12 protein-coding genes and 1 pseudogene are annotated in these 13389 nt (G+C 68.3%); 5 read left to right on the top strand and 8 right to left on the bottom strand.

Going from position 1 to position 13389, the window contains the following annotated elements; all coding sequences use genetic code 11:
* Both WCE59_RS10325 and WCE59_RS10320 read right to left on the bottom strand, forming a co-directional pair.
* Window positions 1-1308: an amidohydrolase family protein gene (locus WCE59_RS10325; protein ID WP_343258683.1), complete on the bottom strand. Its 1308-nt coding sequence runs from the start codon at window positions 1306-1308 to the stop codon at window positions 1-3.
* The gene (locus WCE59_RS10320; RefSeq protein WP_343258682.1) at window positions 1305-2720 is read right to left on the bottom strand and encodes an amidohydrolase; all 1416 of its coding nucleotides are present in this window, start codon (window positions 2718-2720) and stop codon (window positions 1305-1307) included. The genes WCE59_RS10325 and WCE59_RS10320 overlap by 4 nt, the downstream gene beginning before the upstream one ends.
* Window positions 2721-2816: 96 nt before the next feature.
* Here WCE59_RS10320 and WCE59_RS10315 point away from each other — a divergent pair, with 96 nt between their 5' ends.
* The 3 genes from WCE59_RS10315 to WCE59_RS10305 are packed head-to-tail and all read left to right on the top strand — an operon-like array spanning window position 2817 to window position 4788.
* Window positions 2817-3587 (top strand): AMP nucleosidase, encoded by a 771-nt coding sequence (locus WCE59_RS10315; RefSeq protein WP_343258681.1) that lies wholly within the window; start codon window positions 2817-2819, stop codon window positions 3585-3587.
* Between the two features lie 34 nt (window positions 3588-3621).
* The gene (locus tag WCE59_RS10310) at window positions 3622-4218 is read left to right on the top strand and encodes a DUF411 domain-containing protein (RefSeq protein ID WP_343258680.1); all 597 of its coding nucleotides are present in this window, start codon (window positions 3622-3624) and stop codon (window positions 4216-4218) included.
* Window positions 4219-4251: 33 nt separating this feature from the next.
* Window positions 4252-4788: a DUF924 family protein gene (locus WCE59_RS10305; RefSeq protein WP_343258679.1), complete on the top strand. Its 537-nt coding sequence runs from the start codon at window positions 4252-4254 to the stop codon at window positions 4786-4788.
* A gap of 58 nt (window positions 4789-4846) precedes the next feature.
* On the opposite strand, the gene grxD is transcribed toward WCE59_RS10305, so the two are convergent.
* Window positions 4847-5779 (bottom strand): Grx4 family monothiol glutaredoxin, encoded by a 933-nt coding sequence (grxD, locus tag WCE59_RS10300; RefSeq protein WP_343258678.1) that lies wholly within the window; start codon window positions 5777-5779, stop codon window positions 4847-4849.
* Between the two features lie 57 nt (window positions 5780-5836).
* Here grxD and WCE59_RS10295 point away from each other — a divergent pair.
* Window positions 5837-6589, top strand: a pseudogene (locus WCE59_RS10295) (polysaccharide deacetylase family protein); the annotation flags it as partial.
* Window positions 6590-6664: 75 nt separating this feature from the next.
* Here WCE59_RS10295 and WCE59_RS10290 read toward each other — a convergent pair.
* Together WCE59_RS10290 and WCE59_RS10285 are read right to left on the bottom strand one after the other, a co-directional pair.
* Window positions 6665-7429 carry a methyltransferase domain-containing protein gene (locus tag WCE59_RS10290; protein WP_449284142.1) on the bottom strand — a complete coding sequence of 255 codons (765 nt, stop codon included), beginning with the start codon at window positions 7427-7429 and terminating at the stop codon, window positions 6665-6667.
* Between the two features lie 80 nt (window positions 7430-7509).
* Window positions 7510-8148: an SGNH/GDSL hydrolase family protein gene (locus tag WCE59_RS10285; RefSeq protein WP_343258677.1), complete on the bottom strand. Its 639-nt coding sequence runs from the start codon at window positions 8146-8148 to the stop codon at window positions 7510-7512.
* Window positions 8149-8259: 111 nt separating this feature from the next.
* Here WCE59_RS10285 and rsgA point away from each other — a divergent pair, with 111 nt between their 5' ends.
* Window positions 8260-9339: a ribosome small subunit-dependent GTPase A gene (rsgA, locus tag WCE59_RS10280; protein WP_343258676.1), complete on the top strand. Its 1080-nt coding sequence runs from the start codon at window positions 8260-8262 to the stop codon at window positions 9337-9339.
* Between the two features lie 6 nt (window positions 9340-9345).
* Here the strand turns inward: rsgA and WCE59_RS10275 are convergent, their stop codons facing one another.
* Genes WCE59_RS10275 through WCE59_RS10265 form a run of 3 tightly spaced genes read right to left on the bottom strand, consistent with a single transcriptional unit; the run spans window position 9346 to window position 13278 of the window.
* On the bottom strand, window positions 9346-10281 hold the full coding sequence (locus WCE59_RS10275) for a LysR family transcriptional regulator (protein WP_343258675.1): 936 nt from the start codon (window positions 10279-10281) through the stop codon (window positions 9346-9348).
* 23 nt (window positions 10282-10304) lie between these two features.
* The gene (locus WCE59_RS10270; protein ID WP_343258674.1) at window positions 10305-11552 is read right to left on the bottom strand and encodes an FAD-dependent oxidoreductase; all 1248 of its coding nucleotides are present in this window, start codon (window positions 11550-11552) and stop codon (window positions 10305-10307) included.
* Entirely contained in the window at window positions 11527-13278 is a 1752-nt protein-coding gene (locus WCE59_RS10265; protein WP_343258673.1) for a gamma-glutamyltransferase family protein, read from the bottom strand. The genes WCE59_RS10270 and WCE59_RS10265 overlap by 26 nt, the downstream gene beginning before the upstream one ends.
* Window positions 13279-13389: the final 111 nt, after the last annotated feature.

The raw sequence follows: 13389 nt of genomic DNA, 5'->3' as shown, positions 1-13389 counted from the left end.
TCAGCGCTGTTGGTAAGCCCTGGGCAGGCCGCCCTCGGCGCGCGGTGCGGGACGGTGCATGTAGCGGTCGCGCAGCTCGGTCTGGCGCGAACGCATCTGGATCGGTGCACCGTTGAACCACACCTTCTCGGCGGTGTGGGCCACGTCCAGCGGGTCGCCGGTCCACAGGGCGAGGTCGGCGCGCTTGCCCACCTCGATCGTGCCGATCTGGTCAGCCACGCCGAAGGCTTCGGCAGGCACCCGGGTCAGGCCCGCCAGGCCGTCATCCCAGGACAGGCCGTGGGCCACCGCATTGCCGGCCAGCTGGCGCACCTTGCGCGCGTTGTGCGAGGCATCGCCCGACTGGGTGAAGCCCACTTTGACCCCGGCCGACCGCAGGCGCGCCGCGTTCTCCAGCGTGGCTGCGATCTGATCGAAGCCCGAGGGCAGGTTGTCCAGCGGGTCGACGAACACCGGCACGTTGGCCGCGGCCAGCTGCGGGGCCAGACGCCACGCCTCGGCGCCGCCGCTGATGGCAATGCTGACGCCATGGCGGCCAGCCCAGCGCAGCAGCTGACGGATATCAGCCGCCCGGTCCACGCCCACCACGATCCGTCCGTTGCCGTCCAGGAACCGGGCCAGCGTGGTGCGCCCGGCCGGAGTCAGCAGGGCGGCGTGCGAGTCGGCCGGAATGCGGCCGCGGGCTTCATCGATCAGCTGATCAAGCAGCATCCACTGGCCGGCCCGCGAGCTGCCGGACAGGCTGGAGGCGCCTGCACCAAGACGCAGGGCCAACACCTTCGGCCCGGTGGGGTCCGGATCTCCATCCAGGCGGAACACCGCGCCCTGTCCACCAATGATCGAGCCACCGGCGGAGGTGCCGGGACTGACCAGGGTGAAGCCGATGCCCTCGTACGTGGCGACCGGAATCAGCATCGAGTCCGGGTTGTAGGCCAGGGTCACATCGAACTCCGGCCGCACCACCATGTCCTTGGCGCCATCGCCCAGGGCCAGCGAATTGTCGCGCGCGCTGTCTTCGCCCGAGACCTCTTCCACGCCCATGCCGGTGATGCCGCCAAACAGTGCCGGGGTCAGCGGCTTGCCCTGCGCATCGACGCTGCGCACGCCGTCGGCGGCCAGACCGCTGCCGATGCCGACAATGCGCCCGCCGCGCACCATCACGTCGGTGTTCTGCAGCGTGCCGCGCTCGGTGGCGGTGTGCACGGTGGCGTTGCGGATCAGCAGGTCCTGGGCAAGCGCGGGCGCGGCCAGACCCAGTGCCAACGCGGCGGTCGCCAGCGCATGGATACGGAAACTGCGGCGGCTCATCGGGCACCTCCTTCAACGCCGAAGCCAAGGCTGAAATCGGTCACCGGCTGCAGCGCGGGATTGGCGCGGTCGTAGAGCAGGGCACCGTCGATCCACACGTTCTCGGCCAGCGCGTAGGAGCTGAACGGGTTGCCGTTCCACAGCACCACGTCGGCCATCTTGCCGGCCTCCAGGGTGCCGACCTGGTCGGCGATGCCCATCGAGCGGGCGGGGTTGGCGGTCAGCCAGCGGATGGCGCGTTCGGGGGCAATGTCCATGCCCGCGCGGCTGGCGCTGGCGATCACCTTGGCAGCCTCCTGGTTGAGGCGCTGGATGCCCTCGGCCGAATCGGAATGCACGATCGCGCAGCTGCCTTCCGGGCGGTCGACCAGGGCGATGTTCTCCTGGATGCCGTCCAGCGCTTCCATCTTGAAGCCCCACCAGTCGGCCCACAGGGCGGCGCAGGTGTTGGCCTGGGCCAGTTCATCGGCCAGCTTGTAACCCTCCACGCCGTGGTGGAAGGCGGCGACCTGGAAGTTGAATTCCTCGGCCAGGTCCATCATCTGGGCGATCTCGTCGGCGCGGTAGCAGTGGATGTGCACCAGCACGTCGCCGTTGATGGCGCCGGCCAGGGTGTCCAGCTTGAGGTCGCGCTTGCCCGGGCCGCTGCCGTTGGAGGAATCACGCCCGCGGCGGCTGGATGACGAGTCGCCGGAGTCATCGTGCTTGCGCAGGTATTCGGCCGCGTCGATGAAGGCGGCGCGGTAGCCGGCCATGTTGCCCATGCGCGTGGCCGGGCCGCCGCGCTGACCGTAGACCCGCTTGGGGTTTTCACCGCAGGCCATCTTCAGCCCGTGCGGAGCGCCGGGGAACTTCATTTCCTGCACCGTGGTGGAGGCCACGTTCTTCAGCGTCACCCCGCGCCCGCCGACCAGGTTGGCCGAGCCGGGCAGGATCTGCAGCGAGGTCACGCCGCCGGCCAGCGCCGCGCCAAAGCCGGGATCCTGCGGCCACACCGAGTGCTCGGCCCACACGTGCGCGGTGACCGCGCCGGTCATCTCGTTGCCGTCGCTGTGCGCGCGCACGCCGGGGCTGGGGTAGACGCCCAGATGTGAGTGCACGTCGATCAGGCCCGGGGTCACCCACTTGCCGGCGCCATCCACCAGCACGGCGCCGGCGGGCGCTTCCAGGCCCTGGCCTACCGCGGTGATACGGCCGCCTTCCATCAGCACATCGGCACCTTCCAGTCGCTCGCCGTTGCCCGTCAGCACGGTGGTGCCCTGGATCAGCACCGGCGCAGCCGCGACCGGCACATAGGTGCTGGTGTACGGGTCTTCGGCAAAGCGGGGAACCTTGGCTCCCTCATTGGCCCCGGCCGCAGCGGGCAGGGCAAACAGCACCGCGGCGAGCGCGGCGGTCAGTGGTCGCAACATGGTGGTTCCCCAGTGATGATCATCCAGCCCTGCAAACTAGCCCGGGGCCTGCGGCCTGCCAACGTGACTGAAGTCATGCCATGGCAGAATGGCCGGATGAAAGAAAAAGAACAGATTGTTGAAAACTGGCTGCCGCGTTACACCGGCGTGCCGCTGGCCGAATTCGGCCAGCACATCCTGCTGACCAACTTCGGCGGCTACCTGGACCACTTCAGCCGCCTCACCGGCGCCACGGTAGTGGGCCGCGACCGGCCGATGCCCAGCGCCACCGCCGATGGCATCACCATGATCAACTTTGGCATGGGCAGCCCCAACGCGGCCACGCTGATGGACCTGCTCTCGGCCATCGCGCCCAAGGCGGTGCTGTTTCTGGGCAAGTGCGGCGGGCTGAAAAAGAAGAACCAGCTGGGCGACCTGGTGCTGCCGATCGCGGCGATCCGTGGCGAGGGCACCAGCAACGACTACCTGCCCGCCGAAGTGCCCGCGCTGCCGGCATTCGCCCTGCAGCGTGCGGTCTCGACCATGATCCGCGACCTTGACCACGACTACTGGACCGGCACCGTCTACACCACCAATCGCCGGGTGTGGGAGCACGACGAGGCGTTCAAGGATTACCTGCGGCGGCTGCGCTGCATGGCGATCGACATGGAAACGGCCACCATCTTCGCCGCCGGTTTCGCCAACCGGATCCCGAGCGGCGCGCTGCTGCTGGTGTCCGACCAGCCGATGATTCCGGAAGGGGTGAAGACCGAGGCCAGCGACGCGGTGGTCAGCGCGGACTACGTGGAGAACCACATCCAGGTCGGGATCGAGGCGCTGCGCCTGATCCGGCGCAACGGCAGATCCGTGCGCCACCTGCGGTTCTGAATTGCAAAAGCACTGGAGCAAGCGGATGAACCCTATGAAACATCTGAAAGGCTGGATCCTGATCCCAGCGGCTGCCGCGGCACTTGTCCTGGCCGCATGCGCCGAACCGGAGCCCGTGGCGGCGACCTCCGACCCCGTAGTCGCAGCAGCGACAGCCACGGGCGCGCCCGCGCCCGCGACCACGACCACGACCACGACCACGACCACGACCACGACGCCCGCAGACGCCGATGCGCCGACAACCGGCTGGCCCACCATGACCGTCTACAAGACGCCGTCCTGCGGTTGCTGCGTGGTCTGGATCGACCACGTCAGCGCGGCCGGGATCCCGGTGGAAACCGTGGATGTGAACGACATGGGGCCGATCAAGCAGGAGCTGGGCGTGCCCTATGGCAAGGGCTCGTGCCATACCGCGAGCATCGGCGGCTATCTCATTGAAGGCCACGTGCCGATCGAGGACATCCGCCGGCTGCTGGACGAGCGCCCGCGTGCCCGCGGGCTGGTCCTGCCCGGCATGCCGCTGGGCTCGCCCGGCATGGAGGTGCCCGATGGCCGCAGCCAGGCATTTACCGTCGAACTGGTGGCTGAAGACGGCAGCACCACGGAATGGGCGCACCATCCCGCGCGCTGAGCGCGGGGCAATGTTTTCCAAGGGAGCGGTGCAATGACGACGGCGAGCGAAGTGGTGGGGTTCTGGCGCGAGGCCGGGATGCAGAAGTGGTTCCGCGGCGGGGACGAGTTTGATCGCGAGTGCGAATCGCGCTTCCTCACCGCCCATCTTGCCGCGGCCAGGCGCGAGTATGAGCACTGGATGGATGATGCCGAGGGCGCGCTGGCGCTGTTGATCCTGCTCGACCAGATTCCACGCAACGTGTTCCGCGACAGCGGCCACGCCTTCGCTACCGACGGCCTGGCCCTGCACTACGCCAACCGGGCGGTGGACGCGGGCCTGGACGTGCAGGTGAATCCGGCCCTGCGGGCCTTCATGTACCTGCCCTTTGAGCATTCGGAGACCATGGCCGACCAGCGGCGCTCGGTGTCCCTGTTCCGCAGCCTGGGCGACGGGACCTACCTGGATTACGCGGTCCGGCACCTGGAAGTGATCGAGCAGTTCGGTCGCTTCCCGCATCGCAATCGCGCTTTGGGCCGCATCAGCACCGCGGAAGAACACACTTGGCTGGAGGCCGGCGGCGGCTTCTGAGCGGAGGGGTCTCGCGCAGCGGGACCCTCGTAGGAGCGCGCCGTGGTCCGGATGGACCTCAGTAGCGGGCGATCGAGGTGTCGACGCTGGTGGCCCAGGCTTCGATGCCGCCTTCCACGTTGTGGATGTTGGTGAAGCCCAGCGCGGTGAAGTGGGCCACGGCCTGCTGGCTGCTGCCGCCGGTGTGGCACAGGAACGCCAGCGCCGTGTCCTTGGGCAGCGCTTCCAGCTTTGCGCGGGTCTCGCCGTCCAGCGTTTCGTGCGGCACGTTGACCGACGCGTGGGCGCGCTCGGCAGCGCCGCGTACGTCCACCAGGGTCAGCTCGCCGGCGCGCACCTTGGCGTCGGCATCGGCCGGGGAGATCTGGCGCATCGGCTTGGGCGCGTTCGGGTTGTCGATCGCCAGGCCCTTGCCGCGCATGTCGTCCACCCAGTCGATGGTGATGCCGTCGGCGCGGCGCGCGCTGGCCGGATCGAACTGGATCCGCAGGCCGCCGGCTTCCACTGCAATCGCGTTGGGGCTGGATTTGGCCACCTCGAACTTCGGACGGAAGCGGGCGTCGATGCTCAGCGCCAGGGCCATGTCGGGACCGGCTTCGCCCAGCGCATTGCGCAGCATGTCGGCCGCGGCCGGGGTCACGGTCACGTTCTGCGGCGGGGTGCGGTCCACCGGCGGCAGGCCCAGGGCCTCGTTCAGCTCTCCGCTGGCGGACATCTCTTCGATGATGTCGCTGCCGCCCACCAGCTCGCCGCCGATGTAGAGCTGCGGGATGGTCGGCCAGTTGCCGTAGGCCTTGATGCCTTCGCGGATCCCGGGATCGCTGAGCACGTCCACGTGGGCGAATTCCACTTCCAGCCCCTGCAGGATGCCGGCGGCCTTGGCCGAAAATCCACACTGCGGCATTTCCGGGCGGCCCTTCATGAACAACACGACCTTGTTGTCCTGAAGCAGGGTGTCGATGCGCGTGCGCAGGCTGGGATCAAGGCTCATGGCAGAAAACTCTCCGGCGGGGGACCGGCCATTTTACGCCCGTGGCATGATTCGCGCATGGACGAGCGGGGAACACTGCATCGCGTGCCGCGCTGGCCGCACGCCTGGCTGGCGCTGTTCCTGCCGTCGCAGCTGCTGGTGGCGCTGGCGTGGTGGGCGCTGGGCTGGCGCATCGGCCTGCCGCTGCTGCTGCTCAGCCATATGCCGTTCGTGGTTGCCGTGCTGATGCCCCGCGCGCGGCTGTATGCGCCGGTACTCGCACGCTTGCCGATCAGTGAGCGTGCCGTATGGCTGACCATCGACGACGGGCCCTCCGACGACACCCCGGCGCTGCTTGATCTACTGGACCAGCACGGGGCCCGCGCCACCTTTTTCCTGGTGGGCGAGCGCGCGGCCCGGCGGCCGGAGCTGGTGGCCGAAATCGTGCGCCGTGGACACGGCATCGGTAATCACAGCCATACCCATCCGCAGGCCTGGTTCTGGGCGCTGGGGCCAAAGCGGATGGCCGCGGAAATCGACCAGGCGCAGCGGACCCTGGCGCAGCTCGCGGGCGCGCCACCGCGCTGGTACCGCTCGGTGGTGGGCATGACCAATCCGTTCGTGGCCTCGCCGCTGCGGGGCAATGGTCTGGCGCGGGTGGCGTGGACTGCGCGCGGCTTCGATGCGGTGCGCGCTGATCCGGACAAGGTGGCCGCGGATATCGGTCGGGATCTGGCGCCGGGGGCGATCGTGCTGCTGCACGAAGGCGCGCCGCACGGGCGGAGCGTTGAAACGGTGGCCAAGGTGCTGGAGCGGCTGCGCGCTGAAGGCTGGTCCAGCGTGCTGCCTGAAGATCTGGACGGGATGGCAGGTGCCCAGGCGCAACGGCCGGGCGCTACCGCCGGTTCAGCCGTCCGGTAGCGTCGTGCAGCGGCCGGGAGAGGCGGGCGTGGCCACCAGCAGCCAGTTGTTGAACGGCGTGCTGCCGTACAGGGGAGCGGCCGACACCTTCAAGCCGGCCCCTTCCAGTATTTCGCGTAGGCCATCCATGGTCGGGTGGTTGCGCGGGCGCTCCTGCATCCAGCCCACCAGGTTGGCGAACCGGTCGCTCATCCGGCTGGTGCGGCTGCGGCTGCTCTCATCGAGCAGTCCGGTGCGGATCACCAGCCGTCCGCGCGGCGCGATCATGGCAGCCGCCTTGGTCAGCAGGGCCCGCTGTGCCTGCGGATCCAGAAACTGCAGCACGTCCAGGATGGTCACGCTGCCGCAGTGCTTCGGGGTCTCCGCGCCGACATCCATGACTTCCAGGCGCACATCGCGCAGGCCGCAGTCGGCGGCCACCCGGGCCCCGCGGGTGATCTTGTCTGCATCGATATCCACCCCGCGGTAGGGGATGGACTGGCCATCCTGACGCAATGCATGCGACAGCAGGCCCAGCCCGCAGCCCAGGTCAAGGACCGGCGCCTTGGTGCCGCGCAGTGCCGCCAGCACGCCCGGGTACAGCGGATCGCTGCGCAGCTTGATCAGGGAGTAGAAGTAGTCGTGCCGGTTGCCGAGCAGGTGTCGGGGCGCAAAGGCCTTTGCAATCCTGCGGCTGCGCGCACCATCCAACGGCCGCAGCGATGAAAATACGTGGGCGTCGGGCGCGGCGTCGGCGGGGGCAGAGGACATCCGGGGGGCCGGTAACAGGAACGGGCGACAAGCTAACACGCCTGCATCGGGCGTCAATGGAACCGGGCAGCCGGCCCGATTCAGTCGCTGCGCTGCAGGAGATGCCGTACCGCAGGCAGCGCAAGCCGGGTCCACAGCGTGTACATGCGCGCCGAAGGGTGCAGCCCGTCAGGCGCGATCATGTCCGCTTGCGCACCGTGGGCGCGGCTGACAGGGGTGATATCGATGAACGTCACGCCCAGCTCTTGGCAGCGACGCGCGGCGGCGGCGTTGAAGGCGTCAATCTGCGTGGCGATCGTTTCGGTGTCGCGGTCGGAGGCGGCGGCAAACGGGGTCACGCCCCAGTCTGGAATGGACAGCACGAACACCCGGGCGCGGTCGCCGCCGGCGAATCCCACCGCCCGATCCAGCAGGGCCGCGAACTGCGCTGCGTACTCTTCAACACTGCGGCCGCGGTACTGGTTGTTGACCCCGATCAGCAGGCTCACCAGGTCGTGATCGTGCGCCGGCTGGGCGGCGTCGATGGCCGCGTCCAGCTCATCGGTGGTCCAGCCGGTGGTGGCGATGATCCGCGGTCCGTCCACTGCGATGCCCTCGGCGCCGAGGACGCGCACCAGCTGCGCCGGCCACGACTGCGCGGGATCGACGTCTTCACCGACGGTGTAGGAATCACCCAGCGCCAGGTAGCGCAGCGGGCGGTCCGGTGCGGGTGCACTCATGCCTGCCTCCGTTCAAAGGGCGCCAGCATAGATGCCAAAGTGCCTGCGCGGCACGCTGGGCTGCCCGCAGGCGCGATAGAATCGCCTGATGCTGACCAGGACCGTTCCCGCGTGACCCCAGACGCCGCCGAGACGGGCCGGGCCGCGCTGCGCGCGATCGGCTGGCCCGCCGCCGGCGAAGCGCTGCCGGAGGCCTGGGACACGCTGATGGCGGAGCACCCGCGGGCGCGTCCTGCCCGCATCGTCGAGCAGCACCGTACCGGCTATCTGGCGACCGACGGCCTGGGGCCGGCCGCCGTGGTGGAGTCCCTGCCCGAATGGCAGCTGCCGCGCTTTCCATCGCAAGGGCGGGCGGCAGTCGGGGACTGGGTGCTGCTGGAGGAGGGCCGGATCGTGGCCCTGCTGCCGCGGCGCAGCCTGATCAAGCGTGCAGCCGCCGGTGAGCACTATCGCCAGCAGCCGATCGCCGCCAACGTGGACGTGGTGATGGTGGTGACCGGTCTGGACGGCGATTTCAATCCGCGCCGGATCGAGCGCTACCTGCTGCTGGTTCGCGGTGCCGGCGTGCAGCCGGTGGTGGTGCTGACCAAGGCCGATCTGCCGGACACCGACGTGGATGCCGCGCTGGCCGCACTCGCCGCCACCCTTGGCGATGACGTGCCGGCACTGGCCCTGGATACGCGTGATCCGGCCAGCGTCGATGCGCTGCTGCCGTGGCTGCGTCCGGGCGTGACCACCGCGCTGGTCGGCAGCTCCGGCGCGGGCAAATCCACCCTGGCCAACACCCTGGTCGGCGAGCAGCGGATGAAGACCGCCGCGGTGCGCGAGAGCGATTCGCGCGGGCGCCACACCACCACCTGGCGCACGCTGATTCCGCTGGCTTCGGGCGCCTGCCTGATCGACACGCCGGGCATGCGCGAGCTCAAGCCCACCGGCGAGGAGCGCCTGGCCGATGGCGGTTTCACCGAAATCGAAACGCTCGCCGAACAATGCCGCTTCCGCGACTGCCAGCATGGCCAGGAGCCCGGCTGTGCGATCCGCGAAGCGCTGCAGGCCGGACAGATCGAGGCCGGCCGGCTGCGGAATTACCTGAAGCTGCGCGGTGAACTGGCCACCGCTGCCCAGACGCTCCAGCAGCGGCGGGCGAGCGGACCGCCGGGCAAGCGTCCCGGCGGATCGCGGTCGCGTTGAGGGCTGTCATTTCCGCGTCTTTCGACTCTGGGTTGATGGCTCAGCCGGACCCAGGCCTTTCGCGGCTTTGAGGGATGTCCGGAATTCTTCAATGAAGGCTTCCGCCAGATGCGAGGGAGGCCGGTCTTCCAGGTACACGCACTCGATCTCAAACCGGATGGCAGGTTCCAGTGGACGAAACTCCAACTCCGAGCCAGCGATAGCCCGGGCTGTGAACTCATCGATGATGCTCATGCCGGCGCCGCACCGGGTCAGCGCAGCCGCCAGGTAATAGGTCTGGTTGGAGACCACTTCACGCAGGGTGACTTCCTGCGCTTCCAGCTCACATTCGACGAGGTCACTGAGCGGCCCGCTGTTGGCCAGTCCAACCATTTCGCGACCGGCCAGGCGTTTGATGGGTACGCGCTCTTCCGGGTTGGCCAGCGAAGCGCGGTCATACAGAAGCACCAGCTCTCCATTGCCCAGGCGCCGGCGTTGCATGCGGGGGTGCATGGGTGGCATGTAGGCGAAGGCAATGTCGCATTCGCGCTCATACAGGGCCTGGAAAACGTCACTGTGGTGCAGGGTCTGGACATCGAAAGTCACCTGCGGAAAACGCTTCCGATAGCGGGCGATGGCGCTTGGCGCAATGTACAGCCCCAGAGACGGTACTACTGCCAGGCGCAGGTGGCCGCCATCCATGTTGCGGATATTCGAAACGGTTTTGCGCAGAGAGGCCATCCGCTCGAAGATCTCCTTGACCTCTTCGAACAGCGCATGTGCTTCATCGGTGGCCACGAGCCTGCCGCGCACTCGGGTAAACAGCTCAAAGCCCAGTTGGCTCTGGGCGTGCTGGAGCACCTTGCTCACCGATGGCTGGGAAACATGCAGCGTTCGGGCCGCTGCGCTGATCGAACCCGCAGTGTAAACCGCGTAGAAAACTTCAATATGACGAAGGCGCATGGCTGCAGGTTAGGGTATGGGCCTCAGCTTGGCCACGCTCGGGCGCCTTCTTCGCCAAGGGCAAGCGCCACTGCCTGCTCCGCGCTGCCCATGGCGAGCGTCCAGCCGAACATGCCGTGTCCGATATTGCAGGTCAGGCCCTCGCGGACGTTGGCGATGATCGGAACGGAATCCGGCGTGGACGGGCGCAGTCCGGCCCAGCGATCCAGGATCCTGGAGTAGTCGGCAGCCTCCGGCAGCGACTGCCGGGCCAATGCAAGAAACTGTTCAAAGCGCTCGTCCGATACGGCCGGGTCCCAGTCGTTGATATCCGCCATGCCGGCGATGCGCATGTTGTTGCCGAGCCGGCAGAACACCAGCTTGCGCGCCGTATCGGTAATGCTGACGGTCGGGGCCCGGGGACCGCAGGGGGCTGTAAGCGAGTAGCCCTTGATCGACATCAGCGGCGTGCGGATGCCGAGTTGACGCAGTAGCGCAACGCTTTCCACGCCGGTGCATACGATCAGCCGCCGTGCATGCGCCACATCACCCTCGCGCGAATGCAACATCCAGTGCGGACCGCGGCGCTGGACCGATTCGATATCGAACCCGAAACGGGTCTGCACGGGGTACCGGCCACACATGGTGTCCAGCAGCCCCGCGGAAAAACGCCATGGATCGCCGACGGCCTCTTCCGGGGAGTACACCACGCCCCGGATGCCGGGTACCTGTGCCAGCGCGGGCTCGATTGCGACGGCTTCGTGTAACGCCAGCAGCTGCTGTTTCACCCCGTAGGGACGCTTCAGTTCCAGCATCGCGGTACCTGCCTGCAGCGCAGCATCACTGAAATACAGGTGCAGTTTGCCGGCCACCCGGTGCTGGAAATCGAATGGATGTCGATCCAGCATTGACTGCATGGCCTTCTGCGATGCCTGGGCCAGGTACAGGGTGCGCAGCGTGTTGCGCCGAAGCCGGCGGCTGGTGGCGTTGGCCAGCAACGAGACGCCCCAACGCCAGATGGAAGGATTGCCCGTCAACCGGAGCCGGAAAGCGGGATCACTGCCGGTCAGCAGTCCGGGGATCTGCTTCCACAGGGATGGCCCTGCCATGGCGTCCGTGTAGGCGTAGCTGAGCTGGGCGCCGTTGGCGAACGATGCCCCCTGCGCCGGTCCGGATGCGCGGTCCACGATCTCCACCGACAGGCCGCGCCGGGCCGCTGCCCAGGCCGTGGCCATACCGACCACGCCCGCCCCCAGGACGGTGACATCACAGGTCGGGTTGGATGCTGGCATCACGACTTTTCTTGGCAGAAGGTGGAGCGGCCGATACGGTGCCCTCACGCCGCGGATCGGCCGCGCCGTGCAGGCCATCTGCGCGCAGATGGACGCCGTGCAGGCCGGAATTTTCCCCGCTGCCCGGTCGCACTGTTACGCCCAGGCGTTCCAGGCCGAGCCGCACGGCGGGCGTCATGGTGTCGGCTTCGCCATCAAAGCGCTCGCCCCGGGCCACCAGGTTGGGCAGGGCGATGGCCTCGTCCAGGGGCATGTCCCAGAACAGCCATCCCAGCAGGGTCTTGCCAATGTATGCAGGGATCGCATTGCCACCCGGCGAGCCGATGGCACCGGCAAATTTGCCGTCGCCGTCGAGCACGATGACCGGAGACATGGATGAGCGGGGGCGCTTTGCAGGCGCGATGGCATTGGCCGCTGCCGCGCCCGGCTGCCAGGAGAAGTCGGTGAGCTGGTTGTTGAGCAGCATTCCGCCGGCGACCCGGCCTGAGCCGAAATACGATTCGATCGTGGTGGTCATGGAGACTGCGTTGCCCTCGCCGTCCACCACCACGAAATGGCTGGTGCCGGCCGGTTCGGCGGTATGGTCCTCAGCGTTCGCAGGTGCGCCGGCGAGCTGGCCGGGCGCAAATGCCCCCGGCGCGGCGTGCTTGCCGAGCAGGCGCCTGCGGCTGTCGAGATAGTCCGGGTCGAGCATGCCCGCGATCGGGACCTGGACGAACTCCGGATCGCCCACGTAGTGGTCGCGATCGGCATACATCAGCCGGCTGGCCTCGGCGAAGGTGAGCCAGGCGACTGGATCGTTGGCCGGGCGCTGCGCGATGTCGGTCCCTTCCAGCAACAGCAGCAGCTGCAGCAGCCCGACCCCGCTGGAGGGCGGCGGCGGCACGCAGACCAGGTGGGCGCGGATGGCGCGGCACAGCGGTGGGACTTTTTCGGCCTGGTAGTTGGCCAGGTCCGCCGCGCGCATCGGTGACGGGCCGGGGGGCTCGCTGATCCGGTCGAGGATGGCTTGCGCCAGTGGCCCGGTCTGCAGGGCGGCTGCGCCGCGCGTCGCGATCTCCTGCAGGCTGCGCGCATAGGCGGGGTTGCGCATCACGTCGCCGGCGCGCAGCTTCCGTCCGTCGGGATGCGAGAAAAGCCTGATCACGTCCGGGGCGGAGGCCTGCGGGAACGTGCCTTCGATGTGCTGCTGCAGACGCGGGGTGACAGTGAATCCCTGATCGGCCGTTTCCGCCGCAGACGCAAACAGCGACGACCAGGCGAGCCGGCCGTGGTCGGCGTGCGCGGCTTCCAGGGCCGGCAGGACGCCTGGCACTCCGGTGGCGTGGCCCGTGAGCATCGCCTGCGATCGCGGCAGCAGGCCTCCGGCGGAATCATGGAACAGGAGGGGGCCCGCGCCCGAAGGGGCCCGCTCACGCCCGAGGTAGGCATCGACCTGGCCGTCACGGGCGCGGTAATGAAGCAGGAATGCCCCCCCGGCCAGCCCGGAACTCTGGGGCTCGACGAGACCAAGCATCGCCTGTACCGCAATCGCGGCATCAATCGCGGTGCCGCCGCGTTCCAGCACCTCCATCCCCGCCTGTGAAGCAAGTGGATGGGCGCTGCTCACCGTTCCAGCGCTGCGGGGCGGCGCGTCCAGCGGTGCCGGCTGGTGGGTGCACGCCGCAAGCATCAGCCCTGCGAGCGCTGTGCATGCGAGCGCCAGGCGCCGGGTGCCAGTGGACAACAGGTCATCTCCTGCTGGTGGGTGGATACGGATTCCGGCCATCGGGGACCGGCGTGCAAAGCCTAACCCGGCCCGCGGAAAACAGGCTTCATTTTGCTTCCCATGGGCACA

Origin of the sequence: Luteimonas qiangzhengi, from assembly GCF_039548515.1 — a bacterium.
Taxonomy (GTDB): domain Bacteria; phylum Pseudomonadota; class Gammaproteobacteria; order Xanthomonadales; family Xanthomonadaceae; genus Luteimonas.
The sequence above is the reverse complement of the archived record's forward strand: the minus strand, read 5'-3'. Positions and strand labels throughout refer to the sequence as shown.

What these genes read in the sequence shown, in the direction of transcription:
- WCE59_RS10325 (WP_343258683.1), bottom strand. Translation starts at nt 1,308, where the DNA reads ATGAGCCGCCGCAGTTTCCGTATCCATGCGCTGGCGACCGCCGCGTTG.
- WCE59_RS10320 (WP_343258682.1), bottom strand. Translation starts at nt 2,720, where the DNA reads ATGTTGCGACCACTGACCGCCGCGCTCGCCGCGGTGCTGTTTGCCCTG.
- WCE59_RS10315 (WP_343258681.1), top strand. Translation starts at nt 2,817, where the DNA reads ATGAAAGAAAAAGAACAGATTGTTGAAAACTGGCTGCCGCGTTACACC.
- WCE59_RS10310 (WP_343258680.1), top strand. Translation starts at nt 3,622, where the DNA reads ATGAAACATCTGAAAGGCTGGATCCTGATCCCAGCGGCTGCCGCGGCA.
- WCE59_RS10305 (WP_343258679.1), top strand. Translation starts at nt 4,252, where the DNA reads ATGACGACGGCGAGCGAAGTGGTGGGGTTCTGGCGCGAGGCCGGGATG.
- grxD (WP_343258678.1), bottom strand. Translation starts at nt 5,779, where the DNA reads ATGAGCCTTGATCCCAGCCTGCGCACGCGCATCGACACCCTGCTTCAG.
- WCE59_RS10290 (WP_449284142.1), bottom strand. Translation starts at nt 7,429, where the DNA reads ATGTCCTCTGCCCCCGCCGACGCCGCGCCCGACGCCCACGTATTTTCA.
- WCE59_RS10285 (WP_343258677.1), bottom strand. Translation starts at nt 8,148, where the DNA reads ATGAGTGCACCCGCACCGGACCGCCCGCTGCGCTACCTGGCGCTGGGT.
- WCE59_RS10275 (WP_343258675.1), bottom strand. Translation starts at nt 10,281, where the DNA reads ATGCGCCTTCGTCATATTGAAGTTTTCTACGCGGTTTACACTGCGGGT.
- WCE59_RS10270 (WP_343258674.1), bottom strand. Translation starts at nt 11,552, where the DNA reads ATGCCAGCATCCAACCCGACCTGTGATGTCACCGTCCTGGGGGCGGGC.